22 protein-coding genes and 1 pseudogene are annotated in these 26,733 nt (G+C 55.7%); 12 read left to right on the plus strand and 11 right to left on the minus strand.

Annotation, left to right across the window (positions count from 1 at the left end; all coding sequences use genetic code 11):
* Positions 1–62 precede the first annotated feature (62 nt).
* The 5 genes from ligD to W822_RS24560 form a co-directional block, all read right to left on the minus strand.
* Positions 63–2,528, minus strand: a complete 2,466-nt coding sequence (gene ligD / locus W822_RS24540) for a DNA ligase D (protein ID WP_024003131.1) — start codon at positions 2,526–2,528, stop codon at positions 63–65.
* 28 nt (positions 2,529–2,556) lie between these two features.
* Positions 2,557–3,609 (minus strand): non-homologous end joining protein Ku, encoded by a 1,053-nt coding sequence (locus W822_RS24545; RefSeq protein ID WP_024003132.1) that lies wholly within the window; start codon positions 3,607–3,609, stop codon positions 2,557–2,559.
* 96 nt (positions 3,610–3,705) lie between these two features.
* Entirely contained in the window at positions 3,706–4,134 is a 429-nt protein-coding gene (gene arsC / locus W822_RS24550) for an arsenate reductase (glutaredoxin) (RefSeq protein ID WP_024003133.1), read from the minus strand.
* An 86-nt stretch (positions 4,135–4,220) separates the two neighbouring features.
* A complete protein-coding gene (locus tag W822_RS24555; RefSeq protein ID WP_024003134.1) occupies positions 4,221–5,498 on the minus strand; it encodes a bifunctional O-acetylhomoserine aminocarboxypropyltransferase/cysteine synthase in 1,278 nt (425 codons plus the stop codon).
* A gap of 156 nt (positions 5,499–5,654) precedes the next feature.
* Complete coding sequence (locus tag W822_RS24560) at positions 5,655–6,551, minus strand: AraC family transcriptional regulator (protein ID WP_081724232.1); 897 nt, start codon at positions 6,549–6,551, stop codon at positions 5,655–5,657.
* A gap of 129 nt (positions 6,552–6,680) precedes the next feature.
* Here W822_RS24560 and W822_RS24565 point away from each other — a divergent pair, with 129 nt between their 5' ends.
* The 7 genes from W822_RS24565 (at position 6,681) to W822_RS24595 (ending at position 14,721) form a co-directional block, all read left to right on the plus strand.
* Positions 6,681–7,619: a DMT family transporter gene (locus W822_RS24565; protein WP_024003136.1), complete on the plus strand. Its 939-nt coding sequence runs from the start codon at positions 6,681–6,683 to the stop codon at positions 7,617–7,619.
* A 102-nt stretch (positions 7,620–7,721) separates the two neighbouring features.
* On the plus strand, positions 7,722–8,333 hold the full coding sequence (locus W822_RS24570; protein WP_024003137.1) for a LysE family translocator: 612 nt from the start codon (positions 7,722–7,724) through the stop codon (positions 8,331–8,333).
* Positions 8,334–8,357: 24 nt separating this feature from the next.
* A complete protein-coding gene (locus tag W822_RS24575) occupies positions 8,358–9,431 on the plus strand; it encodes a GlxA family transcriptional regulator (RefSeq protein ID WP_024003138.1) in 1,074 nt (357 codons plus the stop codon).
* Positions 9,432–9,581: 150 nt separating this feature from the next.
* Positions 9,582–10,829 (plus strand): sarcosine oxidase subunit beta family protein, encoded by a 1,248-nt coding sequence (locus W822_RS24580; protein WP_024003139.1) that lies wholly within the window; start codon positions 9,582–9,584, stop codon positions 10,827–10,829.
* 10 nt (positions 10,830–10,839) lie between these two features.
* Positions 10,840–11,118 (plus strand): sarcosine oxidase subunit delta, encoded by a 279-nt coding sequence (locus W822_RS24585; protein ID WP_024003140.1) that lies wholly within the window; start codon positions 10,840–10,842, stop codon positions 11,116–11,118.
* Positions 11,115–14,114: a sarcosine oxidase subunit alpha family protein gene (locus W822_RS24590; protein WP_024003141.1), complete on the plus strand. Its 3,000-nt coding sequence runs from the start codon at positions 11,115–11,117 to the stop codon at positions 14,112–14,114. Before W822_RS24585 ends, W822_RS24590 begins: the two co-directional genes overlap by 4 nt.
* Complete coding sequence (locus tag W822_RS24595; protein WP_024003142.1) at positions 14,104–14,721, plus strand: sarcosine oxidase subunit gamma; 618 nt, start codon at positions 14,104–14,106, stop codon at positions 14,719–14,721. Before W822_RS24590 ends, W822_RS24595 begins: the two co-directional genes overlap by 11 nt.
* A gap of 29 nt (positions 14,722–14,750) precedes the next feature.
* Here W822_RS24595 and W822_RS24600 read toward each other — a convergent pair whose 3' ends face one another.
* Positions 14,751–15,485, minus strand: coding sequence for a FadR/GntR family transcriptional regulator (locus tag W822_RS24600; protein ID WP_024003143.1), 735 nt, complete (start codon positions 15,483–15,485; stop codon positions 14,751–14,753).
* A gap of 124 nt (positions 15,486–15,609) precedes the next feature.
* Here W822_RS24600 and W822_RS24605 point away from each other — a divergent pair, with 124 nt between their 5' ends.
* Positions 15,610–16,479, plus strand: a complete 870-nt coding sequence (locus tag W822_RS24605; protein ID WP_024003144.1) for a fumarylacetoacetate hydrolase family protein — start codon at positions 15,610–15,612, stop codon at positions 16,477–16,479.
* A 147-nt stretch (positions 16,480–16,626) separates the two neighbouring features.
* Positions 16,627–17,634, plus strand: a complete 1,008-nt coding sequence (locus tag W822_RS24610; RefSeq protein WP_024003145.1) for a tripartite tricarboxylate transporter substrate binding protein — start codon at positions 16,627–16,629, stop codon at positions 17,632–17,634.
* 47 nt (positions 17,635–17,681) lie between these two features.
* On the opposite strand, the gene W822_RS24615 is transcribed toward W822_RS24610, so the two are convergent.
* From W822_RS24615 to W822_RS24635, 5 genes are all read right to left on the minus strand, one after another.
* The gene (locus tag W822_RS24615; protein ID WP_024003146.1) at positions 17,682–18,377 is read right to left on the minus strand and encodes a molybdate ABC transporter substrate-binding protein; all 696 of its coding nucleotides are present in this window, start codon (positions 18,375–18,377) and stop codon (positions 17,682–17,684) included.
* 23 nt (positions 18,378–18,400) lie between these two features.
* Entirely contained in the window at positions 18,401–20,587 is a 2,187-nt protein-coding gene (locus W822_RS24620) for a molybdopterin cofactor-binding domain-containing protein (protein WP_031241940.1), read from the minus strand.
* Complete coding sequence (locus tag W822_RS24625) at positions 20,584–21,060, minus strand: (2Fe-2S)-binding protein (protein WP_024003148.1); 477 nt, start codon at positions 21,058–21,060, stop codon at positions 20,584–20,586. Before W822_RS24625 ends, W822_RS24620 begins: the two co-directional genes overlap by 4 nt.
* Positions 21,061–21,093: 33 nt before the next feature.
* Positions 21,094–22,077 (minus strand): Bug family tripartite tricarboxylate transporter substrate binding protein, encoded by a 984-nt coding sequence (locus tag W822_RS24630; protein ID WP_034279356.1) that lies wholly within the window; start codon positions 22,075–22,077, stop codon positions 21,094–21,096.
* A 233-nt stretch (positions 22,078–22,310) separates the two neighbouring features.
* Positions 22,311–23,024: a GntR family transcriptional regulator gene (locus W822_RS24635; RefSeq protein WP_024003150.1), complete on the minus strand. Its 714-nt coding sequence runs from the start codon at positions 23,022–23,024 to the stop codon at positions 22,311–22,313.
* Between the two features lie 148 nt (positions 23,025–23,172).
* Between W822_RS24635 and W822_RS24640 the strand changes: the two genes are divergently transcribed.
* The 3 genes and pseudogenes from W822_RS24640 to W822_RS24650 all read left to right on the plus strand — a co-directional run bounded on the left by W822_RS24640 (position 23,173) and on the right by W822_RS24650 (position 26,726).
* Positions 23,173–23,877, plus strand: a complete 705-nt coding sequence (locus W822_RS24640; protein ID WP_034279357.1) for an alpha/beta fold hydrolase — start codon at positions 23,173–23,175, stop codon at positions 23,875–23,877.
* A gap of 3 nt (positions 23,878–23,880) precedes the next feature.
* The gene (locus W822_RS24645; RefSeq protein WP_024003152.1) at positions 23,881–25,155 is read left to right on the plus strand and encodes an iron-containing alcohol dehydrogenase; all 1,275 of its coding nucleotides are present in this window, start codon (positions 23,881–23,883) and stop codon (positions 25,153–25,155) included.
* Between the two features lie 198 nt (positions 25,156–25,353).
* Positions 25,354–26,726 (plus strand): annotated as a pseudogene (locus W822_RS24650) (MFS transporter).
* The last annotated feature ends 7 nt before the right edge of the window (positions 26,727–26,733 follow it).

Here is a 26,733-nt window from a genome sequence, read left to right on the forward strand (position 1 = left end):
CTCGCGGCGCCGGTTGACTCGGTGGCATACGGCCTATGCCGGCTATAAGCATTGCAACAACGCTAGGCCAAATCCGGCAGCGTCTGTGCGAGGCCTGGCATGTCCTGCCAGGGATCGTCGGCCAGACGCGCCAGGCGCTGGCGCAGGTTTTTAATATTGAAGGCATCTGACGATTTGATGCGACCCAGTTCATCCCAGCGCAAGGGCGTGGCCACCGCCGCACCCGGCCTGGCCCGCAATGAATACGAACATACACTGGTCGCCCCCCGCCCGTTGCGCAAATAGTCAACAAAAATCAGCCCCTTGCGCTGTTTTTTGGACGCCGTTGCAATGTACCGGTCGGGATGGGCACCTGCCATTGATTCAGCAAACGCCCGGGCAAAATGTCGCGCATCGTCCCATGGCACGGCGGGTGTCAACGGCACAACAACATGAAGCCCCTTGCCGCCAGTGGTGCGCACGAAGGATTGCAACTGCAATTGCTCCAGCAGTTCACGCACATGGCGCGCCGCCTTTTTGACATTCGCCCAGGACACTTGCGGTGAAGGATCAAGATCAAATACCAGATAATCACAATCGTCAGGATTGTCTGCCCGGGCGCCCCAGGGGTGGAACTCCAGAACATTGAACTGCACCAGTTGCATGATGTCTGTCTCGTCCCGAATCATCAGATAGTCCTGCCGTCCGCCCTTCTCCTCTTCCAGACTGACCGTACTGACCTGCATGCCAGCCGTGTGATGCTTCTGGAAAAAGCAGGCGTTCTGCGTGCCATCCGGACAGCGCAACACCGCCACCGGTCTCCCCTGCAGTCCCGGCAATAGCCAATCCATAACATGTTCGTAATAATCGGCGACATCCTGCTTGGTGATCTGCATGTCGGGGTACACCAGACGCGCGGGGCTGCTGATTTCAACGACTGCCTTATTCATGTTCACCTCTTTGCTCTGATTTTTTCGCAAGTCAGCAACCGATTTGTCTTCTCGCAATGTCTTGAACGCCGTATGACGCAATAACCCCTGACTGCTGAGCCCACGGTAAAACACTTCTACCACGTGCCGCGGCACCACCCATTTTGCCCGACGCAGGTCAGAATCTATGCCGGCGACGCCGACGCTGGGCTGCGTCGTCGCATCAGGCCGCAGCCATGAAGACAATTGCCGCAACATCGCATCATTCATACCGGTGCCCACACGTCCTGCCAGTCGCCAGCCTTTGGGGCCGTCGGGAGTCGCCAGCAACAGCGAGCCAATACCGACACGGCTGCCCTGGGGCTCGATAAACCCGGCAATCGCAAACTCGTCACTGAGTTCCATTTTGATTTTCTGCCAACTTCTGCTGCGGCCGGCCCGATATGGCGCATCCACTTTCTTGGAAATGATCCCTTCCAGGTTTTCAGCCGTCACTTGTTCAAACACCTGGGGTCCGGAGCCGATCACATGCGAGCTGTAGCGCAATCGCGGCGGCGACTCCTGCAAGACGGTTTCAAGCAAGGCCTTGCGCAAATGTAATGGTACGTCGCACAGATCAAACCCGCTCAGATGAGTCAGGTCGAACAACAGATAACTCAATGGCGCCTGTGCCTCGCCAGAGAGCGTTGCCTGCAAAGCCGAAAAATCACTGCGCACGCCATCGAGCACGACCAGTTCACCATCGAAAGCCGCGTGCTGCAAACCCAGCGCTGCCATATCTCGGGCGATGTCCGGGAGGCGCTCGGTCCAGTCCAGCCCGTTGCGTGACCACAGGGCAGGAACACCTTCGACAATCGTGCACAGCAAACGATAGCCATCCCATTTGACCTCGTGCAGCCAGCCATCTCCTGAAGGCGCCTTGTCAGCGATATGACACAATTGGGGGGCAAACGCCGCCTGTTTCAAGACCTGGCGCCGCGCACCGTCGAGGTTGCCCGGGGTCTGTGCCTGTCTCTGTGATGTGCTTTGCCGTGCATGCTTTTTGTGATTTGTCTTTCTGTTCGATGCGCCAGCAACAGTACGCTTTTTCCGGGGTGGCATGGGCCTGCCCGCGGCATCCAGAAAATCGTCGGCTTCGTGCTGCTGCGCAAAGGCGTCGTCCTGCTTGATCAACAACCACTCCGGTTGACGACTGCGGCGATGACTGCGAATCAAATGCCATCCGCCCCGCAGGATCTCTCCGAATAGTTCAAATTTCAAATGACCTTTGGCCAGTTGGGCCTGTGCGTCTTCGTCCGAACTCCAGATACCGCTGTCAAAGATTTTGACATTGCCGCCGCCATATTCGCCCTTGGGAATATCACCCTCAAAGTCTGCGTAACTGACGGGATGATCTTCTACCTGCACGGCCAATCGCTTCACTGCGGGATCCAGGCTCGGCCCCTTGGGGACTGCCCAACTCTTGAGCGCGTTCCCCACCTGCAGGCGAAAATCGTAATGGCGATGACTGGCATGATGAAGCTGCACCACAAACAGCGTGCGATCCCCCTTAATCTTGCTGTCCTGGGGCTCAGGAGTATGTTCGAACCGGCGTTTGCGCTGATAATCGGCCAGACTCATGTATGTCCTTTTAAATCAGTTGAACGGATCAGGCTGCCTTTTTCTTGTTGTCCGCATTTTTTCGGGAACGGGAAGCCGAAGACGCCGACTTTTTGCCCGCAGTCTTGGCGGCAGAACGGGTTTGGCTGGCCGTCCTGGTCGTTTTTTTGGCTGTCTTGGCTGTCTTTTTCGCCGGCGTCTTTTTTGCCGGCGCCTTTTTCGCGCTCTTGCCCGCAGTCGACGCGGTCGTCTTCGAATCCGGTTTTTTCCCTGAAACCGAGCCCCCTTTTGCCGGTGTGCGCTTATTGGTGGCCAGGCTCTCCTTGAGCAGTGACATGAAATCCACCACGTTCGTCGTGGCATTCTCGACAGGGGCTTCATCTTCCTCTGTCTCGTGGCTGGCCACTTTATTGGCTTTCATTCGCTTTTTGATCACATCCGACAGCCGCTGGCGGAATTCATCTTTGTAATCCGCAGGCTTCCAGTCCGCCGCCATGGAGGAGATCAGCTGCCCCGCCATGGTCATTTCCTGTTTTGAAATCCGGTAGTCGGCCAATTTGCCTTCAGGGATCCGGTAGTCGTCGACGTCGACCAGTTCCTGGGGATAGCGCAGCAGAATCAGCATTAAGGCTGACCCCTGGGGCATGACTGCGCACAGATATTCGCGGGTGCGTATCACCACGCGTGCAATACCGATCTTTCCTGAATCACTCAGGGTTTCACGCAACAAAACATAGCCTTTCTCGGCCTTCTTGCCTGGCACCAGAACGTAGGGCTTTTCAAAGTAGGCCGGAGCAATGGCGCCGGCATCGACGAAGGCCTCCACATCGACCGACTCTTTGCTTTTGGGGGCTGCGTCACTGATGTCGTCAGGCTCGAGCACCACATAATTGCCTTTGCTATATTCGAATGCCTTGATGATGTCCTTCCACGGCACTTCATCACCTGTATCGGCGTTGACTCGTTCATACCGTATGGGCGTGTTGTCCCGGGAATCGAGCATGCGGAAATGCAGATCAGTGCGACGCTCACCGGGCATGAGCGCGACGGGAATATTCAACAGTCCAAAAGAAAGCGTACCATTCCAGATCGGGCGTGCCATATCAGTTCCTTGTTCAAGGTCGTCAATGCGCCAGAAACGCAGCGCAGGGATCGGTTCTATGCCAAATGCAATGTAACGGGCAGCCTGCCTTGAGATTTACGCCTGAACCACCTTCTGCCCCAGCGCATCGATCAGCGGCGTACCATCTTCTTTATTGAGCGCCCCTTTTTGGGGCAGCGGCAGAATGTCCAGCACTAATTCTGCGGGACGGCACAAGCGCGCGCCCTTTGGGGTGAGCACAAAGGGGCGATTAATCAGGATGGGATATTCGATCATCGCATCCAGCAGGCGGGCATCGCTGACTGCCGGATCGTCCAGGCCCAGTTCCTTGAACAGCGTTTCTTTTTGACGGACTGCTTCCCGCACGCTGATACCCGCTTTCTCAATAATCGACTCCAGCTCAGCACGCGTGGGCGGATTGTGCAGGTACTCGATAACATCGGGTTCGACACCAGTATTGCGAATCAGCGCCAGCGTGGTGCGCGACGTACCGCAGCGTGTATTGTGATAAATCGTAATATCCATGAATTATCTCCTGTGCAAACGATGCGTTCATCATAGCACCGTTTGCCTCATGCAGCCCGCACGCGTTGCCAGACTGCGGGTCCATCTCAACCGCGGCTTTGCTGCAGGGCCTGATCCAGGTCTGCCAGAATATCGTCGATATGCTCAATGCCGATCGACAAACGCACCATATCCTGGCTGACACCCGCCTTCTCCAGCTCCTCTTCATTAAGCTGGCGATGTGTGGTCGTCGCCGGATGGCAAGCCAGCGATTTGGCATCGCCAATGTTGACCAACCGGGTGATCAGTTGCAGTGCATCAATAAAACGCGCGCCCGCCTGAGCATCACCTTTGACACCAAAACACAGAATAGCCGACGGCGTGCCGCCCATATATTTTTTGGCCAGCTCATGCTCGGGATGATCCGGCAATCCGGCATATTTCACCCAACTGACCTGTTCATGTTTTTCCAGAAATCGAGCCACTTTCATCGCGTTTTCACAATGGCGTTCGACGCGCAGGGCAAGCGTTTCAATGCCCTGCAGAATCTGGAATGCAGACAGGGGTGCCAGTGCCGAACCGGTATTGCGCAACGGACCGACCCGGCAGCGACCAATAAAGGCGGCTTCGCCAAAGGCCTCTGTATAGACCACCCCGTGATAGGCCTGATCGGGTTCGTTCAGAACCGCGAAGCGCGACTTGTGTTCTGCCCAGGGAAATTTCCCTGAATCGACCACCGCCCCCGCAATGGTTGTGCCATGGCCGCCCATATATTTGGTGAGCGAATGCACGATGATATCTGCACCATGTTCAAAGGGACGGCATAACGCCGGTGTAGCAACGGTGTTATCCACGATCAGAGGTACGCCGTGACGATGAGCCGCATCGGCCAGCGCCCGGATGTCCACCAGATTGCCCGCCGGATTGCCAATGGATTCGCAGAACACCGCTTTGGTTTTATCGTCAATCAGCGCTTCCAGTGCGTCGATATCATTGTGCGGCGCCATGCGCACCTCAATGCCCTGACGCGGGAAAGCATGAGCAAACAGATTGTAGGTACCGCCATATAATTTGCTGACCGACACAATATTGTCACCCGCCTGGGTGATCGTTTGAATGGCATACGTGATTGCGGCCATACCCGAGGCCACGGCCAGTGCTGCAATCCCGCCTTCCAGCGCAGCAACCCGCTCTTCCAGCACGGCATTGGTCGGGTTCATGATCCGCGTATAAATATTGCCGGGTACTTTCAAGTCGAACAGGTCGGCGCCATGTTGCGTGTTGTCGAATGCAAACGATGACGTCTGGTAAATAGGAACCGCAACAGCTTTTGTGGTGGGCTCGGGCGTATAGCCCGCGTGAATGGCCAATGTCTCAAGTTTCATTTTTGCTCCTGCTGTTATTTGAATGCCGGAATCATAATACAGATTCTGAAAGGTATAAAAAATATTGAATTAAATTGCCGATCCCGCTTTATAACCGACATCGTGGTTCCTGTCAGCCCGGTTCAGTATCTTTATATCTTTACTTATATATTCACGTCATATTGTTTTATCAGGCCGCGTTTGCCGCGATCGCGAGGATTCACGGAAAGCGGCCGGCAGCCCCATCACCTGCGGCCGATTACCCTTGCGATATTCATCGGGCGTTGTTCCCATCAGACGACGGAACATGCTGATAAATGCGGACGCGCTACTGTAGCCCAGATCCAGACCGATCGTTTCCACGGTTTCGCCCTTGTCCAGCCGCGCGAGTGATGTCAGCACCTTAAGGCGTTGCCGCCACTCCACAAAAGACATGCCCAGATCGCGCTGACAGCGGCGCATCAGCGTTCTTTCGGTTGTATGGTTAAGCGTTGCAAATTCAGCAATCGTACGCGAATCACCCGGGTTTGCCTGCAAGGCAAGCAGCACAGGCTTGAGCAACGGGTCATTGGAGGCAGGCAGATAAGTGCCGGTGCACTCAGCCTGTTCGAGCAAGTCCACCAACACCTGCAGCAAACGTTGTTCCTGGGGCGTGCCTGGAATGCCCGGGGGGGTTCTGCGCAGTTCCTCCAGCAACGCGCGCATAAACGGACTGACCGTGAGCGCACAGGTGACCTGGGGCAAATGCCGGCATAACGCTTTGTCGATATAAAGTGAACAATGACTGGCCGCATGACGATTGAAGGCGACATGGGCGGTCTGGGGCGGGAGCCACATGCCGTACTGCGGCGGCGCAAGATAATGCTGCTGCGCCAGTTCAATTTCCATCACGCCACTGAAGGAATAGACAAACTCCCCCCAATCATGGAGATGACGCGGATAAACCGTGTCGGCCAGCACACTGACCGAACGGAAAACGAGCGGCGCGGGCAAGGTCGTCTCAAACGGCGGACGCCGCAGATGGGTCGCGGTCGCGTGGATCGCGTCGGGGAACGAAGGACGGGCTTTTCTCATGACAAAACAAAACCGGGCACAGGAACTGACAGAATACCAATATCGACTGTCATATTTAAACTATATGTTGATTATCCGTCAATGAGATAATGTTTTGTCAGAAATACTTCACCTCACGTCGGAAAAATCATGGAACAACGCAAGGCAATTGATGGCAAAGCCTCAGGGCTGATGCTGCTCACCTGCGCAATCTGGGGCCTGCAACAGGCCGTTCTCAAGGGAGCCGCGCCCGATGTCTCGCCGGTTTTCCAGATCGCCCTGCGTTCCGGCATTTCCGCCGTCATGGTCTTCGCCCTTATCTATGCCCGCGGCGATCGCATTTGCCTTTCCGATGGTACCTGGAAACCCGGTATCGCAGCTGGGCTGTTATTTGCACTGGAATTTTTGCTGGTCGGTGCAGGCCTGCGCTATACCACGGCCTCGCATATGGTGATCTTCCTGTACACCGCGCCGGTCTTTGCGGCCCTTGGCCTGTTATGGAAACTGCCGGACGAGCGCCTGGCCCTGACGCAATGGCTGGGCATCGGGGTTGCCTTCGCCGGTATTGTGGTGACCTTCACCGGCAACAACGGGTCTGGGGCACCAGACGGCAGTAACCCGTTATTGGGCGATTTGCTGGGCCTGGGCGCCGCCATCGCCTGGGGCGCCACGACGGTGGTCATCCGTACCACACGCCTGAGTAATAGTCCCAGCACCCACACCCTGCTTTATCAACTGATCGGCGGCTTTGTTGTCCTGCTCACCGCCGCGATTCTGATGGATCAGACTTATTTTCATCCCACGCCCCGCGCCTTTGCCGCCATGACCTTCCAGATCTTCGTGGTCTCGTTCGGCAGCCTGCTTTTGTGGTTCTGGCTTTTACGCCAGTATCTGGCTTCCAGACTCGGGGTCCTGTCATTTCTGACGCCCCTGTTCGGCATTGCGTTTGGCGTGCTGCTGCTGGACGAACCGCTGGAGCCCAATTTCGTCGCCGGCTCCCTGCTGGTGCTGCTGGGTATATTGCTGGTGGGCGGCTATGGATGGATACAGCAAATCATGGTGCGCAGGCAAAACCCGGCTCCCCGCTAGTCTGTACTTCAGGAACAGCTTGGTATATTCTGTGCGGGTCATGGCGGCTTTCGGTTCCCGCATGCCGCTTTTACCGGAGTCCCTTTTTGCCGGAGTATCTGCATGAGCATAGAATTTTTGCTGACTTCCCTGATCGTGGTTCTGTCACCGGGAACGGGCGTCATTATTACCGTGGGCGCTGGCCTCTCGCGTGGTCGACGCGCTGCTATCGTATCCGCATTCGGATGCACGCTGGGCATTTTGCCGCATATGTTTGCTGCAATCACAGGCCTGGCCGCGCTGCTGCACACCAGTGCCCTGGCGTTTGAAATCCTTCGATATGCCGGTGTCGTCTACCTTCTGTATATGGCGTTCATGACCCTGCGCGAACAGGGCACGCTCAAACTCCAGACCCATGCCGCACCCCGTTCAAACATCGAAGTTGTCCGGTCTGCCGTCCTGGTTAATCTTCTCAACCCGAAACTGTCTATTTTCTTTTTCGCTTTTCTGCCGCAATTTGTCGACCGGCAGATCAGCCACCCGCTGCCGGTCATGCTGGAACTGTCGGGCGTGTTCATGGCAATGACATTCGTGGTATTCACCGGCTATGGAATGTTTGCAGCAGCGGTCCGGCATCATGTCATTTCCCGTCCTCAGGTTATGACCTGGCTGCGCCGCAGCTTTGCCGCCGCCTTTGTGGCGCTGGGGATCAAACTCGCGCTGACCGAAAAGTAACAGACACGCAACCCAATTATCACCATGCACCCAGAACCCAGGGGCGCGACACCCATTCGCTTCGGCTTTTTATTATTGCCGCACTTCACACTAACTGCCTTTTCCGGTTTGCTGGACGTACTGCGCCTGGCCGGGGATGAAGGTGACAACAGCCAACCGGTTCGTTGTTCATGGCAGGTGATAGACGAAACCCTGGCACTGGTACGCTCGTCCAGCGGCATTCAGGTTGTCCCGTCGGAAACGCTGGGCGATGCCGGCCGCTTTGATTACCTTATTGTGGTCGGTGGCCTGCTGCACACGGGCCTGTCGCTCAGCACGGCGCAAAAAGCATTTATTCGCCAGGCTGCGGCGCGGAACGTCAATCTTGTGGGCGTGTGCACCGGGGTTTTCGCCCTGATGCAGGCCGGCGTCATGGAAGGCCATCGTCTCTGCGTGAGCTGGTTTCACTATTGGGATTTCATCGAACAGTTCCCCCAGGCCGACCCCGATCTGATCGTCGCAGACCGCGTATACGTCAGTGATCGCGGACGCATTACCTGTTCCGGCGGACGCGCGTCCATTGATGTCGCGGCGGATATTCTGAAGCGTCATATGGATGAAGCGATCGTTTACAAGGCTTTGCGAATCCTTCAGGTGGATGATGCCAGTCGGCATACTGCGCCGCAACCGCTGCCACCCGGTATCACCCCGGACACCCCGACCGTCGTGCGCAGAGCCATTCTGTTAATGGAACAGCATGTTGGCCAGGCGCTCAGTATGGATGCGCTGGCCGGGAAATTGAATATTTCAGTGCGCCAACTGGAACGGCTTTTCAAAGAATCAACCGGCATGGGCCCACAGGCCTATTGCCGCCGGCTTCGCCTGCGCATGGCAGCGTGGATGCTGACGCACTCCGCCAAGTCCATCGCCGCGATCGCTTCATCCTGCGGCTTTGCCGATGCCTCCCATCTGGGTCGCGAATTCAAGGCTGTCTTCAACCTGTCTCCGGGACAATGGCGCAGCCGCGCCGGATCGCCGGCGACACTTCTGCCCGGACAATTTTCAGGACCGGCCGATTACATCAGCGAGGTTTTCCCGGGCCGCAAGGAGTTTTACTGATCCGCCGAGCAGATCCGGCCTTTCGCCCATGGCGTAATTATTCCAGTCAATGGGCGTAAATATTCTAGCTGCGCCTGGGCCGATTTGCTCTACTTGCAATGATTGCGTCTCACGCACGAGCGCATGACACGATTGCAAAAAGAGGACCTCATGCGCAACCGATATTCCCTGTTCAGTCTGGTTCGAAACGGGCTGAGCCATAATGAAAAATGGGGCCGTGCCTGGCACAGCCCCGAACCCAAACGCGAATACGATGTCGTAATCGTGGGCGCAGGCGGCCATGGCCTGGCCACGGCCTATTACCTGGCGAAGATCCATGGCATACGCAATATTGCCGTGGTAGAAAAAGGCTGGCTGGGCGGCGGCAATACCGCCCGCAATACGACCATCGTCCGTTCGAACTATCTGTGGGATGAATCGGCTCAGCTTTATGAAAAAGCCATGCAGTTATGGGAAGGATTGTCCCGGGACCTGAACTATAACGTGATGTTCAGCCAGCGCGGTGTGATGAACCTGGCCCACACCCTGCAAGAGGTACGTGATACGCAGCGACGCATCAATGCCAATCTGTACAACGGTGTAGACGGTGAATGGCTCTCGCGCGAACAGATACGGCAACAGGTGCCGCTCATTAATCTGGACAGTCGCTATCCCGTGCTGGGCGCCTCGTTCCAGCGCCGTGGCGGTGTGGCCCGGCACGATGCCGTCGCCTGGGGTTTTGCGCGCGCAGCAGACCAACTGGGTGTCGATATCATCCAGAACTGCCCGGTCACGCATATCAGAAAAAAAGACGGTGCAATCGAAGGGGTAGATACAGGCAAGGGATTTATCAGGGCAAAAAAAGTCGCGGTCGTGGCTGCCGGCCATTCAAGTGTGATCGCCGATATGGCCGGCATTCGCCTGCCGCTGGAAAGCCACCCGCTGCAGGCGTTGGTCTCCGAACCGGTAAAACCGGCAATCAATACCGTCATTATGTCAAACGCCGTGCATGCCTATATCAGCCAGTCGGACAAAGGCGATCTGGTCATCGGCGCAGGGATTGACCAATATACGGGCTACGGCCAGCGCGGCAGCTTCCAGAGCATTGAGCACACTCTGCAGGCCATCGTGGAAATGTTCCCGAGTCTGAGCCGGGTACGCATGAACCGCCAATGGGGTGGCATCGTGGATATCTGCCCCGATGCCTGCCCCATCATTTCCAAAACAGCCATCAAGGGGCTGTATTTCAATTGTGGCTGGGGCACCGGCGGTTTCAAGGCCACGCCGGGATCGGGCTGGGTGTTCGCCCACACCATTGCCAATGACGAACCCCATCCATTGAATGCACCCTTTTCTATCGACCGGTTCTATACCGGTCATCTGATTGACGAACACGGCGCGGCAGCGGTTGCGCACTAGGACCCGAATCATGCTTGTAATACGATGCCCATGGTGCGGCGAGCGCGCCGAAAGCGAATTCAATTATGGTGGCGAGGCTGGGATTGCGCGCCCTGCCCACCCCGAGCAGCTGTCCGATGAACAGTGGGGCGACTATCTGTTCATGCGCAAAAACCCGTTGGGCCTGCACCATGAGCAATGGGTACACACCCACGGCTGCAGGCGCTGGTTCGTGGCACAGCGCGATACGCGCAGCTACGCCTTCACCTCCACCGAACCGCTGAGAGCGACAGACAAGGAACAGGCATGAGCCAGACCCATCGCCTGCCACAAGGCGGCCAGATCAATCGCAGCGCCCCCCTGCACTTTGAGTTCAACGGCAGACAGTACCAGGGCTACGCGGGCGATACCCTGGCCTCAGCATTAATTGCAAATGGCATACACTTTGTGGCACGCAGCTTCAAGTACCACAGGCCGCGCGGCATCATGACCGCGGGGGTGGAAGAACCCAATGCCATCGTCCAGCTGGAAACCGGCGCCTATACCGTTCCCAATGTACGTGCTACGGAAATTGAACTCTATGACGGATTACGCGCCAGCAGTGTCAATGCCAGACCTGATCTCGAACATGACCGGCTCGCATTCATGCAGCGCCTGGCGCGCTTCATCCCTGCTGGTTTCTATTACAAAACCTTTATGTGGCCCCGCCGCTGGTGGGGCAAATATGAAGAATATATCCGGGACACGGCCGGACTGGGAACCGTTCCCGAACAGACTGACCCCGATCGTTACGACAAAATCCATGCGCATTGCGATGTCCTGGTGATCGGCGCCGGTCCGGCAGGCCTGGCCGCTGCCCACCAGGCCGGCCAACACGGTGCCCGGGTGATTCTGGTGGACGACCAGTCGACACCCGGCGGCAGTTTGCGCCATTGCGCAGCCACCATCAACGGAATGAATGGCGCACAATGGGTCGCCCAAATGACGCAGCAACTGAACGCCATGCCGGAAATGCGAGTCCTGCTGCGCACCAGCGCGTTCGGATATCAGGATCACAATCTTGTCACCGCATGCGAACGCCTGACCGATCACCTGCCGCTGACGCAACGCCGCGGCCCACGCGAACGCTTATGGAAAATCCGCGCCGGGCATGTCATTCTGGCTACCGGTGCACACGAACGTCCCGTCGCTTTCGGCAATAACGATTTACCGGGAATTTTGCTGGCGTCGGCCGTCAGTGCCTACATCTGCCGGTTTGGCGTCCTGCCCGGCCGCCGCGCCGTGGTCTTCACTAACAACGACGACGCCTACCAAACCGCACTTGACCTGTACCGGCATGGCGCGCACGTCACCATTGTCGATTCGCGCACAGACAGCGACGGCGAACTTCCCAAACAGGCGATCGACCTCGGCATACCGATACACCGGCAAACGCTCGTGAGTCACGCCAATGGCAGACGACATATCACCAGTGTGATCTTGCACAAGAACGACAGCGAGACCGTTCAGGCGGCGCAGACCGAACTCGATTGCGACCTGCTGGCCGTGTCGGGGGGTTGGAATCCCGTGGTGCATTTGTACGCGCAATCGGGTGGCAAGCCACGCTGGTGCGATATACGCGCGTGCTTTGTACCGGACGATATCGTTCAGCCACAAACCAGTATTGGCGCGGCCAATGGAGAGTTTGACCTGCGCAATGCCCTGCGCGAGGGGACACATGCAGGCCAGAACGCGGCGCGCATGTCTGACGACAAGCTGGTTTCAACGCCAGTCTGGGATACCCCGTCAGCGCGTACCGGCCGCCTGGAGCCGCTATGGCTAACAGCAAAGGGCAAGGACATCACTCGCGGCCCCAAGCAATTCATCGACTTCCAGAACGATGTTTCCGCAGCCGACATCCATCTGGCGGTTCGCGAAGGCTATCATTCAGTGGAGCATGTCAAACGCTATACCGCCATGGGGTTTGGAACGGACCAGGGCAAACTGGGCAATATCAATGGCATGGCCGTGCTCGCCGAAGCGCTGCACCAGAGCATTGAGGAGACCGGCACGACGACGTTCCGGCCCAATTACACACCGGTCACGTTCGGTGCGATTGCAGGCAGAGAACTTGGCGATTATTTCGATCCCATCCGCAAGACCTGCCTGCACGAATGGCATGTTGCGCATGGAGCGGTCTTTGAAGATGTCGGTCACTGGAAACGCGCCCGCTACTATCCACTGGCCGGCGAGCAAATGGACGCCGCCGTGGCGCGTGAATGCCTCGCGGTACGCCAGCGCGTCGGCCTGCTCGATTACAGCACTCTGGGCAAAATCGATGTGCGCGGTCCCGATGCGGCTACCTTCCTGAACCGCATCTATACCAATGCCTGGACCAGACTCGAACCCGGTCGCTGCCGCTATGGTCTCATGCTGGACGAGAACGGCATGATTCTGGACGATGGCGTCAATCTGCGCCTGGCCGAGCAGCACTTTCTGGTCTCCACCACGACAAGCGGAGCGGCCAAAGTGCTGAGCTGGATGGAACGATGGCTACAGACCGAATGGCCCGATCTGAAGGTCTACCTGACTTCGCTGACGGATCAATACGCTACCGCCACGATTGCCGGACCGTGCGCCCGTAAGACGCTGCAAAAAGTCTGTCACGACATTGATCTGGCCAATGACGCCTTCCCGTTCATGAGTTTCAGGCAAGGCAGTATCGACGGCGTTAAGGTGCGCATCCTGCGGGTCAGCTTCTCGGGTGAATTGTCGTACGAAGTCTATATGCCGGCCAATCACGGCCGTCATATCTGGGAAACGCTGATGGAAGCCGGAAAGGAATACGGCATCACACCCTATGGCACGGAAGCCATGCACGTGTTGCGTGCGGAAAAGGGTTTTATTATCGTGGGACAGGACACCGACGGTTCGGTCACGCCGATGGACCTGGGCATGGCCGGCATGGTCGCCAAATCCAAGGATTTCCTGGGCAAGCGATCGCTTTCACGCAGCGACACGGCCGGGCCGAACCGCAAGCAGTTTGTCGGGTTGAGATCGCTGGACAACACCAGCGTACTGCCGGAAGGCGCCGCCATTCTCAACGAACCCGCCAGACCGGGGATCGCCCCCCTGCAGGGCCATGTGACATCCAGCTATTTCAGCCCAACGCTGCAACAGCCTATCGCACTTGCCATGATCAGAAACGGACTGTCGCGCTTAGATCAGATCATGACGATCGCCCTGCCCGATGGCAGCTTTACCCAGGCTCGCATCTGCAGCCCGGTTTTCTATGACGTTGAGGGAACACGCCAGCATGTTGAATGAAATTAAGCCACACACTGCACTGGCAGGCATGAACGAAGGCGACCATGCCTTTACCTATGGCTCGGCGCAGACTGTACAACTGACGGAACGCCCCTTGGTGGCGCTTCTCAATGTTCGCGGCAGCCCTGACGATGCCGCCTTTGTCTCAATAATTCGCAATACAACAGGTATCACGCTGCCGATTTGCCCCAATACCACGGCAGAAAGCGATACACATTGTGCCTTATGGCTGGCGCCAGATGAGTGGCTGCTACGTGCAAAGCGCCTTGCACCGGACGATCTTGCATCTCGTCTGGAACACGCGCTGAGCGGTATTTTTTCGGCCATAACCGACCAGAGCAGCGCCTATTGTGTTCTGCACCTTCGGGGACCGAAGACGCGCGAGCTGCTGGCAAAGGGGTGTCCGCTGGACCTGCACCCACGTGTCTTCGGTGCCGGTCGGTGCGCCCAGAGCCATTATTTCAAAACCACGTTTCTGCTGCGATGCCTGGACAGCACAGAAGGCGGCACGTGGGAATTTATCGTGCGCCGCAGTTTCGCGGACTATGCAGTGCGAATGCTGATGGACGGGATGTGGGAATACTCCCTGGATGCAATCCGACCCTGAGAGACGTTCCGAACATCATCACTCGTTGGTCAAATGCCCGCTGCAGCCGCCAGGTACGGTATGCCAAAAAGATTTTTCTCTATCTGCTGCAAATGTTCCAGCAGTCGCTGCCTGGCCAAAGCGGCGTCTCTGTCTGTCAAAGCCTCGACGATGGCTCGATGCTGAACCTCATAGCTGCGACGATTCTCCGGCGTCAGAGAATTGCGTTTCAGGCGTCCCCACTCGCCCTGGGCGCGCACCTGATTCGTCAGATTCAGTATCTGCACAAAAAAGGAATTATGCGTTGCATGGGCCAACGCCTTATGCAACTGCTCGTCCCAGTGCTCGAATTCTTCGATCGTTTGCGCTGCCTCTGAACGATGCAGGCATTCGGTCAGGCGCTGAAAATCGGCCACGGTGGCGTTCTGGACAATCAGACCCGGCATCAGTGGTTCGATCAATTGTCGGGCCACCATCAATTCTGCCGGACTGGTACTGATGGCCGAAACCTGATCTTTGGGGTCGGGGTCGGCCAGTAGCGCGGCACGATCCGTCACAAAGGTTCCACTGCCTATACTCTGGCTGATCAGCCCCTGCTCCCGAAAGAGCGCCAGCACACGCCTGACGGCACCGCGGGAAATAGCAAAACGCTCACTTAACTCCCGCTCCGGCGGCAACTTCATCCCTGCCTTGAGCTTACCGTCGACAATTTCAGTCGACAGATAATCGGCCAGTTTCCTCCCGCCTTGCAGCCTGATCTGCTCACTGATATTGATTCTGTCCATCGTGTGCTCCGTTACTTGTATTTTCCGAAGAAAAGTAGGCCCGGACAAAAAGCCCAATATAAGCCCATTTTGGTATATTTGTTATGGTAGATTAACATTTTATGCAACCAATCACTCCCTGAAAATGAAATTTGCGACACTCAAATATCAAGATATTATTCGCCCGTGCCTGATAGATTCCGATAAAGAACAATTCTGGCCACTCGCTGATCTGATCAAAGAATTCAATGGCGATATGAACCAATTGGTATTGGAATACTCGCAGCTGAGCGCCCATCTCGCTCCCGACGCCCAGGGAAGGCCACTTGTCGAGGCGACCATTCTGGCTCCCATCCCACGCCCTCGCCGCAATATTTTTTGCGTCGGTCGCAATTATCACGCCCATGCGAAAGAGCTTTCAGAGACGGTGTTCAGGGACAGCAACAAAAAAACCGATTCATGGCCTATTGTATTCACCAAAGTACCGGAATGCGTCGTCGGACCGAATGATCAGGTGACGTTGCCAGCAGATATCTCATCACAAATTGACTATGAAGCGGAACTGGCGCTGATCATTGGCAAGGAAGGAAAAAACATTTCGCGTGAAAACGCGCTTTCCCATGTATTCGGCTATACGATCGTCAATGACGTGACGGCACGTGATGTGCAAATGCGTCACCAGCAATGGGATCTGGGCAAATCATTTGATACGTTCTGCCCGATGGGGCCATGGATTGTCACCGCCGACGAACTCGATGCCACCAACACGCAGGTCCGTTGCTGGGTCAACGATCAATTGCGCCAGGAAGCCTCTACAACAGATCTGATATTCGATTTGCCCTCGCTCATTGAAACCTGCTCGCGCGGCATCACGCTGTATCCTGGCGACATCATCGCTACCGGCACGCCAGCCGGAGTGGGCATGGGCATGACACCGCCACAGTATTTGCGCAGTGGTGATACCGTCCGGATCGAGATTGACGGCATCGGCACGTTGAGCAATCGCTTTGCCTGATCTGCTTTCATCCAGACAAACCGTATAAAAGCAAAAGGCAATCAACACGACAGACCTCAGTACACAATAACAAAACAGCACACATAAATAAAATACGCGACAAAACCAGACATCACAGTCGCAATACCTCATGGAGGAGACATCATCATGACAACAAAAGGCAACTACATATTGTCGACACCCCCCCCGGCAGTCCGTCGATTGAAATTCGCCATGCTGGCGCTAGCGCTTGCCACCTCATCCCAGGTACTGGCACAGTATCCGGAGCGTCCCATCACAATGATTGTGCCCTTCCCACCGGGCGGTGTCGCCGATACAGTCGCCCGGCCGGTGGCAGATGCCATGTCAAAAGAGCTCGGGAAATCAGTTGTCATCGAAAACAAAGGCGGAGCCGGTGGGGCAATTGGGATTGGCGCGTCGGCTCATGCCAAACCAGATGGCTATACCATTCTCTTTAGCCTGTCTTCCATTTCCATTTTGCCGGAAGCCGACAAAATTCTGGGCAGAGCGCCGGCCTATCAACTGGACCAGTTCAAGCCAATCGCCCGTATTACAGCCGATCCCACCGTTCTGGTGGTCAGGGAAGATGCGCCCTGGAAAACTGCAAAAGAATTCATCGAAGCCGCAAAAAAGAATCCGCAAAGCATTACCTATGGAAGCTCGGGATTGTACGGCACCATGCATGTTCCCATGGAAATCCTGGCTCATGCCGCCGGCATCTCCATGTCACATATTCCTTACACCGGAGCGGGACCGGCTGTTGCCGGTCTGCTGGGAAATCATGTTCAAGCGCTGGCAACGGGACCCGCAAGCGTGATTGGGCAGGTCAAAGCGGGAAAAGTGCGGGCATTGGCCCATTGGGGAGACAAACCCATTGCGTCCATGCCCGAGGTACCCAGTCTGAAATCCCTGGGTTATGATGCGACGTTCATTCAATGGTCAGGCATATTCGTACCCGCCAGCACACCGGCGCAAGCCATAGACAGGCTCAAGAGCGGCGTGGACAAGCTCGCTGCCGATCCTGCCTTTGCCAAAACCATCGGTAACACAGGCAGCCCGCTGGACTACCTGTCCGCCGATGCCTTTGCCGATTACTGGAAAAAAGACGCCGAAAGTATGGCGGCGACTGTGCAGAAAATGGGCAAGATTGAATAAGGCGGCGATTCTGACTGCGGATTGATACGCCGGCATCGGATGATACGCTATACCTGAAAGCCCGCGCTTTTTTTCAATCCATCGTGCGCGCTGTCGCTCAACATATCCAGCAACCGCCGGGCCAGTTCGGGCTGTTGCGCGTGAATCGCAACGCCAGCGGTATATACCGTATCCAGCTCGGACCCCGGCGGGAGCTTGCCCGCCAACTGCACACCCGGTGTATACAGAATTTCGGTGACTTGCGTGCAACCCATGCTGGAATCATCGCCGGACTCAGCCAGCGCCTTCATGGCAGTGGCACCGTTGGGATATTCCCGGATATTGCCTGCAATATCCTCCAGAACCCCCAATTGTTCAAACACGCTTTTCATATGAATACCTGCGGTGGAACGGGCCATATCCGGAACCATGATCTGTGTGGCCGCCCGCAATGCCCGTCGCAATTGGTCCTGCGTCGTCACCGGCCCGCTTTGCGTTGCGGACCGGAAAGCAACCCCGGTGCTGACCGTACCGATGTCCCGCATGAGCGATGCATCGACCCGCCCGTCGCTCGACAGTTCATCCATCAACTTTCTGGATAGTATCAGCAGGTCGCAGGAAGTTCCGTCCAGCAATTTTTCTTTCATGGTGCCGACTGCACCGAACGTGCCGTCTATGGTAGCGGACGTTTCGTTCTCGAATTGCGTCCTGAGTCCGTCAACCAGACCGAATGCCGCACCGCCGCTCAATATCCTTAATTTCATCGTCTCTCCTGTTTACTGCGAAATCAAACCTGTTCCTGTATGGTCTGGTTTATCCGTTCGAACGTCATCGGCATTTGCTTCAGACGTACGCCAATCGCATTATGTATCGCATTCGCAATAGCAGCAGCGGTGGGCGCCAGAGATGGCTCGCCTGCACCGACCGGCGGCTGATCAGGTTGATCCAGCAGACTGATCTCAATGTCAGGCACGTCTGAAAACCGGATGACCGGATACTTCTGCCAATCATCATCCATCAATGCCCTGCCACTGAAGTGCGCCTCTTCCATCGTCGCCCATGAGGTCGCCTGAATCGCCCCTCCTTCTATCTGCTGCATCACGCCATCCGGGTTGATGATTTCTCCCACATCGACGGCGATAAAAAGCGTGTCCACCACAACCCGATGTCCCAGGAGAACTTTGGCAACGACCGCGCAATAAGCCCCCTTGTTTTTATATCTGGCGTAGCCCACGCCCCAGCCGACCGCGTCGTTGTTGTGGCCCGGCCCTGTTGATCCGGGCCAGCCGCTTATCCTGCGCACTTCCTGCAGGACATTGATCGCACGCGGGTCCGAGAGAATACCCAGACGATAGTCAATAGGATCTATGTCAAAATCAGCAGCAATCGTATCGAGCATCGATTCAATGGCGAACACATTGCCGAATGCGCCAAGACAACGCAGGGATGATGTGCGGACAGGCATATGCAATACGCGATGCGAAGCAAGTCGGCTGCACGGCAGATCATAAGAAGGGATGAGGTTTCGCTCTGTGCCGCCACCTGCAACAATTGGCGCATTGATCGCAGAGCTGACGGGTTGGGCCCGCGCCTGATACCAGGAACCGAGCAATGTCGAGGTCGGCGCGCGGCCGGGACGCAGGCTGTGACCAGGACTCCATGTCTGGTGTTGCCAGTCCTGAATGCGTCCTTCTTTGTCCACTCTGACCTTAAGATGCATTGACATGGCAGGGCCCTGAGGCGACCAGCACAATTCGTCCGCGCGTGACCATTGAATCCGCACCTGCCGCCCTTTGGCATAACGCGACAGCCAGGCGGCGTCAAACGCAACGTCATCGGCGCCGTTGTGTCCATAACATCCGGCCCCCGGGACGTGTTCCACAACAATATGCTGCTCATCCACGCCAAACACCAGCGCCAGATCGGTACGCAGATTGTACACCCCCTGACTGTGTGTCCATACGTGCAGGCGATCATCTTCATGGCAAATGGCATATGCGCACGAAGGGCCAATAGAGGCATGCTTGATAAAGGGCTTGTCGTAATCAGGCTCGTATACGCTGTCGTTCCGGTCTTCCCGTCCAGGCAGGTTTAAGCCCGATGCGGCCGACGCAGCATCTGCATAATCAATCGTATCGCAGGCCTGTTCCCGCATCCAGGCACCTAGTCTGCCGGGATCAGGCAAACAATCGGCTTCCTGCCAGGTCGCAGATTGTCCCAGCATGACCACAGCCCTTTCCGCTATATATTCATGTTCCGCCAGGACCCCGACCAGCGATCCGTCCCGGGCAATGGCAACCACGCCCTTCATCTGCTCCACCGCCGTTGCGTCGATATCGATTAAAGTCGCCTGAATCGACGGTGGCCGCAAGATGCGCCCATGCAATACACGGTCCGATAGCATGTCATGGATAAACCCATACCTGCCCGTCGATTTTTCCGTAATCCCCAACGCGGGAACGCTGGCGCTCACATAGGGAATTTCCTTTTCTGGCAAACTAGCGTCGTCCGCATAGAACACGTCCAGATCCACTTCTTTTGCCAATTCCCAATAATCTCCTACACGAATTTTGTCCGAATAGAAGGTACCGGCGGCCACGGTAATGGATTCGGGCGCCACTGAATGCATTGCCGCTGCGCGAACGACAAACAAATGTCGAACGCGTCTACAGATCAGACGCACTGCCATCCCGGAATGCTGAATAGACAGACTGCCAGACGTAATGGATTCGTCGGGACTAAGTCCCGTGCGGGCACGGACCATCTCAATGCACTCAAACGACACTCGCAATTCGTGCGCGGCGATCTGGCCGATGGCTGTCAGAATATTCTGACCCAGCTCGACTTTGCCTGAATAGATTCGAAAGGTTCTGCTGTGGGCATCAATGCTGATCCATGTGGAGATGAGCCGATTGCCCGCTATGCTGATCGGCAGGCCTGTTTCCGAGGCTAACGGCGTGAAAGCTGCCTTCATGATTCTGTGTCCTGTTGCAAATCATCGGCTACGCGGACAATTGCTTTGAGAATGCGCAAGTGTGAACCACATCGGCACAGGTTCGCATCCATCTGCTGCCTGATGACCTGTTCTGATGGATGTGGATGGTTCATCAGTAGTCCGGTCGCCGCAACCACCATGCCGGAAGTGCAATAACCGCATTGTGCCGCTCCTGCCTCGACAAACGCCCGCATGACTTTACTGCCGATCTCTGCTTCCCTCAGCCCTTCAATGGTCGTCACATCCCGTTTATCGACTGACCACAGCGGAACATTGCATGACGTGACAGGACGCCCATCAAGCAACATCATGCAGGCGCCGCAATCGCCACCACCACAGCCAAAATGCGAACCGCTCAGAAACAGATCATTACGAATGATGTCGAGCAACGACCGGCTCTCATCCACTTCCAGAACCCGCTGCTGGCCGTTGATACTGACCGATATGCTCATATCGCCGCTCCTTCTCGCAGACTGAAAGTACCCTTACTCGGACACCATCTTGGCATCCAGAGCGATTTTCCGCAGACGGGCCACGTCTTCTTTGATGTAATCGGCAAACGCCTGTGGATTCATTACCATCGGAGTTACCCCGTCTTGCGCCCACCGTTCTTTGACAGCGGAGTCCGCGGCAATGTCGCTGACCGCTTTGTTCAATGTGTCAATAATCTCTTGGGGCGTTCCCTTGGGCGCGATCAATCCCAGCCATATATTGGCTTCGTATCCGTCGACACCCGCTTCATTCAATGTCGGCAAATCCGGGAAGATCGGTGACCTCTTCTTCCCGGTAGTGGCCAGCGCCCGCACTTTGCCAGCCTGGATCAGGGGTTTCATCGTGGCCGTCGCATCAAACATGTAGCTGACTTCCCCGGCTGCGACACCGGTACGGGCCTGACCACTACTCTTGTAGGGTACATGCTGCGCCTGGGTGCCGGTCATTGTCTTGAACAACTCTCCGGCGATGTGATAAGGGGTGCCCACCCCGGAGCTCGCATAATTGAGCGACCCGGGCGCTTTTTTTGCAAGAGCAATCAGATCCTGCACCGATGTTGCCTTGACATCGTTATTGACGACCAGCACCAGGCTTGCCTCGTTAATGGGCGCGATAGGAGCAAAGTCCTTTAGCAGGTTATACGGTTTGTCCTTAAGGAGCGTTTCGTTCACGGTTTGTGTGTTTGACATCACCAACAGGGTGTAGCCATCGGGCTGAGCACGTGCCACCTGCGTCGTGCCGATCACGGCACCCGCGCCCGGTTTGTTTTCAATGACAACCGATTGACCGAATTTTTTCTGCAACTGTTCTCCGAGAATGCGTGCGTAGACATCGGCGGAGCCGCCCGGTCCAAAAGGCACAATCATTGTGATGGGACGACTGGGATACGATTGCGCCGCCAGCGCGGGTGCTGCGCCAAGCAGCAGGCTGATTGAAAAGGCCGCGCCGGCAGCCTTGAACAAGGGGTATGCCTTCATGCATGTCTCCAAGGCTGGCTTTGCGCCAGACCGTATTTATTATTTGATTAACGTCAGCAGCCAGTGCGTATCAGGATCAATACGCCACGGAAGAAAATGTACCACACATAAACCAATTTTTGAAAGTTATTCTTTTAATTATTAAATTGGTACATGTAGATTGATATATTGGTACTATTTTTAGTGAACACTGGTGCGACCTCGCGCCAGCCGAAGAAGCTCAGCCGAAGATATTACATAAAATCGGACACACTCTCCTTGGTATAAAACTCGATATAGTCCAGAAGTTTGTCAGACGCGTCGGCAGCCAGTTGCGTATCTTGCTTGCTGATGGCCTGGGCAATATCGGCATGCAGACGAGCCATGGTTTTCAGGTCATGCGATTTTTTGAAATAAAAATACCAGAACCGGCGCGACAGCCCGTGCATCAAACGCATGGCGCCTTCGGCAAATTCATTTCTGGCCGCTTTCAGCGTCAACTCATTGAGCATTCTGTCCGCTTTCAGAAACTGGTTCACATCACCGGATTTTTCCGACTCCATGAAATCCTGGTGCAGTTGCGCAAAGGCCAGTTGCTCCTCGGGCGTGCTGCGCTTTGCCGCCATGCGGCACACAAGCCGTTCGACCTCTCTTCTGGCCTCGAGCAACTTCAATTGCTTGCGTATATTGATTTCGGGAATAAACAGGCCACGCTGCGGCAACACGATGATCAGATGTTCTCTGGCCAGTCGCTGGATGGCCTCACGCACCGGCGTGCGACCAATATCGGTCATATCACACAGTTGCTGTTCGGAAACGGAACAGCCCGGCTCCAGCACCAGCATGGTGATGGCCTTTTCCAGCTTCTGATAGGCGATATCGGTAAGTTTGACTTTGGGCTGAAGCGGAACTGTCTCGGAAACAGGGTCCTGATTATTCTGTCTATTCGATGCGTTAGTTGAGGCCATGATGTCCAGAGAATGTTGACCGGTAATGTTGCATTTTCTTCCGGCTATTGTGAAAAATCACTTCTGTGATTATTATACAACTAATATATTTGTTGCTTACGGCAATTTCATCAACCTGCTTTTCTAATATCCCGGGGTCAATGACAACATGACGGATACTTTGGTTCACGGCTGCGGCCCTGTGAAAATAATCGCCATACATGGCATTCAGGGCACGAATCGCGTGTGGCTTGCGCTGGCCGAAAGGCTATCCCGTCATTGCACCTTCATTCTGCCCAATCTGCCCGGAAGAGGCAATGGCACGCCGTATACGCAAGCGGACATGACGCTTGCTTCGTTTGCAGACGTCATTGAAAACACCGTACAGCAGTATATCAATGATGACGAACCGTATTGTCTCGCAGGCTGGAGCATGGGGGTCAGCGTCGCACTCAAATTTGTCGCCCGCAGGCGCGTAGCGCCGCCTCAAAAGCTCATGCTGCTGTCAGGTGTGCCGGATATCAGCAAGGTTTCGTGGTTTGCCCAGCGCACCGACAGTGGCTTGCTCAACGAAATTCGCGAACGCGAACAGCGCCTGAATCTGCTGGCGGCGGCCGAGCACCAGGCGATCATGTGGACCTGGCAAGCCATTGCCAACACGTCATTGGCGCAGGAATGTGCCTCAGTCACGATGCCATGCCTCATTCTCACTGGTGAAAAAGATGAGGACTCCCCCCTGCCCCAGGTCTCGTCCTTTCGCCAGCTTATCCCCGGCTCAACATTGCGCACGATCGCCAACGCGGGACATTCCATACTGACCGAAAACACCGAAACCGTTTCAACCGAATTAGCCGAATTTCTCAATCTGGAGTAATACATGCGTTTTGATGACCATCTGTTTTTTTGTGCCCCCAGTCGCCTCATCATCAGGGAAGGCGCCCGGCATGATCTGGCGCCGTTGCTGGCAAAGCTGGGCTATCGTCATGGTGTTCTTGTCACTGACCGTTATTTCGCAGAAAAAACATCATGGGTGTCGGACTATGTCGCCGCTGCAGACAAATGTGGAATCGCCACACATGTATACAGCGGCGGCGAGCCCGATCCCTCCACCACGCTTTGCGACCACGCGACCCAAAGCATTTTACGCACGATGGACAACCAGGCTCCTGACCACGTCATCGCGCTTGGCGGCGGCAGCAATATGGATCTGGCCAAGGCGCTGACCCTGACGTTACGCCATAACAAACCCGTGGCCCATTATATGAATGGTCTTGGCGATGATGAGCCGCTGCCCTTTATTGCCATGCCCACGACCTCGGGTACGGCATCAGAAGTGACACCGGGCGCCATTCTGATTGATCCTGATAATGCAACCAAAATTGCGCTGATGGATAACCGCCTAAGGCCGTTTATTGCGCTTATCGATCCTGAGTTCACTTACACCTGTCCGCCTCGGGTAACGGCAGATTCAGGCATCGACGCCCTCATCCATGCCATTGAATCCTACGTCACCATGGACTCGACGCAATTTGATCGCGGCCACAACCCCGACCCCGGCTACAGCGGCCGCACTTACGTGAGCAAGATGTTTGCGCGTGAAGCCATTACGCTGTGCACCGAGCATCTCGAAAACGCCTATCGGGATGGCGCAAATATCCAGGCGCGTATCGGCATGAGCTACGCCAGCGTATTTGCCGGCTTATCATATGGCAGCGCCGGATTGAATGCGGTTCATGGCATTGCCTACAGTGTCGCCGGGCTAACGCACGAGACCCACGGTCGCACCAATGCAGTCATTCTGCCCTACGTTCTCTATGAACTGCGCGACAGCCGCAAGCAGGAGCTGCTGGATATTGCAGGTATTTTCGGGCTGTCCGACCCGAATGATCAGACGATTCTGCGTCTGGCGCAAAGACTGCAGGCCCTGGTCAGTGATCTGGGGATTCCGAACAACCTGAAAGACTTCGGTATTCAGTACGAACAATTGCCGCAGTTATACGCGGATGCAATGAGTGTGACCCGGCTGCGCACCGCTTTTCCCGTAGCGGATACCGCTCTCTCATATCAACGCATTATTTCAAATGCCTGGTCCGGCACCTTTGCCGACGAACCTGCAGCTCAACAGTCCGTTCCATTCGAATATATGGAATGAGTGTCCCGTGCCGGCTCTGTCAGGCCGGCAATCACTTCTGGCACTTGTGGCTTGCTCAAGATTGACCGCATCCGGGCTAAAACACTGTTGTCTCTGTAAAAAGCACAAATTAAATATTACAAGTGCGATATATTTATATTGAATTTTACTAATATATCAGTTAAATTCAAGAAAAATATATTCACAAGGAGACGAACAATGGCATCTATATCTATTACGCCATCGGATATTTCGGGACGCATGGAAAGGCTCCCGATGACGAGCTATCAAACCAAATTATTCTGTATTATCGCAACCGCCTGGTTCTTTGACTCGATGGACCTGGGGGTGATGACCTTCATTCTCGGCTCGATCAAGGCCGAATTCGGCCTGAGTATTGCCCAAACCGGGATCGTGGCCAGCGCCAGTTTCCTGGGGATGCTGGTGGGCGCTGCCGTCGCCGGCGTTCTGGCCGACAAGTTCGGCCGCAAGCCCGTCTTTCAGGTCAGCATGGTGTTCTGGGGTCTGGGCAGCCTGTTCTGCGGTCTTTCCACCGACGTCAACATGCTGATCGCCAGCCGTATCGTGCTGGGCTTTGGCATGGGAATGGAGTTCCCGGTGGGGCTTTCAATTGTGTCGGAAATTGTGCCATCCAACCGGCGTGGCAGGTACCTGGCCATCCTGGAAGGCTTCTGGCCTATCGGTTTCATTTGCTCGGGCATCCTCAGCTACCTGCTATTGGATCTGATCGGCTGGCGCGGCATCTTCTTTGTGCTGGCAGCGCCTGCCGTGTTCGTGTTCTACATCCGCAGACATGTGCCGGAATCCCCAAGATGGCTCTGTGATTCAGGGCAAAAGGAAAAAGCCAACAGCGTCATGACCCATATGGAGGATCATGTACGCAAAACAATGAACAACAAGGAGCTGCCCCCCGTCGTCGTTCTGCCGGCCCGTTCCGCGCAGTCTAACGCGGGCAATACCTTCTCCGAACTATGGAAAGGGGAATACGGACGCCGTACGCTGATGCTGTGGATTTTATGGTTCTTCGCGCTTATGGGCTATTACGGTCTGACCAGCTGGCTTGGGGCTCTGTTGCAACAGGCCGGCTACGAAGTCACCAAATCAGTGCTCTATACCGTGACCATATCGCTGGCTGGCGTGCCTGGCTTTATTTTTGCGTCGTGGATTATCGAAAAAATCGGTCGCAAACCCACTTGCGTGTTACTGCTGCTGGGTAGCGCTGTATCTGTATACATTTATGGCCATGTCGCCAGCGTCAAGGGGATCTGCAATACCTGATGATGTCCGGCATGTTCATGCAATTTTGCCTGTTCGGCATGTGGTCTATCCTTTACGCCTACACCCCTGAACTTTACCCCACCCGCATGCGTGCCACGGGCGCAGGTCTGGCATCGGCAATTGGACGGCTCGGTTCGTTTGTAGGCCCCTTTGCCGTCGGATTTCTCCTGCCCATTACCGGACAGACAGGTGTGTTCTCGCTAGGCGCCGTCTCTTTTATCATTGCCGCGGCCATTGTTATCGTGCTGGGCGTAGAAACGCGCGGCAAAGCACTTGAAGAAGTATCCGGATGATCACGGA

It is taken from the genome of Advenella kashmirensis W13003 (assembly GCF_000506985.1).
Lineage (GTDB): Bacteria > Pseudomonadota > Gammaproteobacteria > Burkholderiales > Burkholderiaceae_B > Advenella > Advenella kashmirensis_A.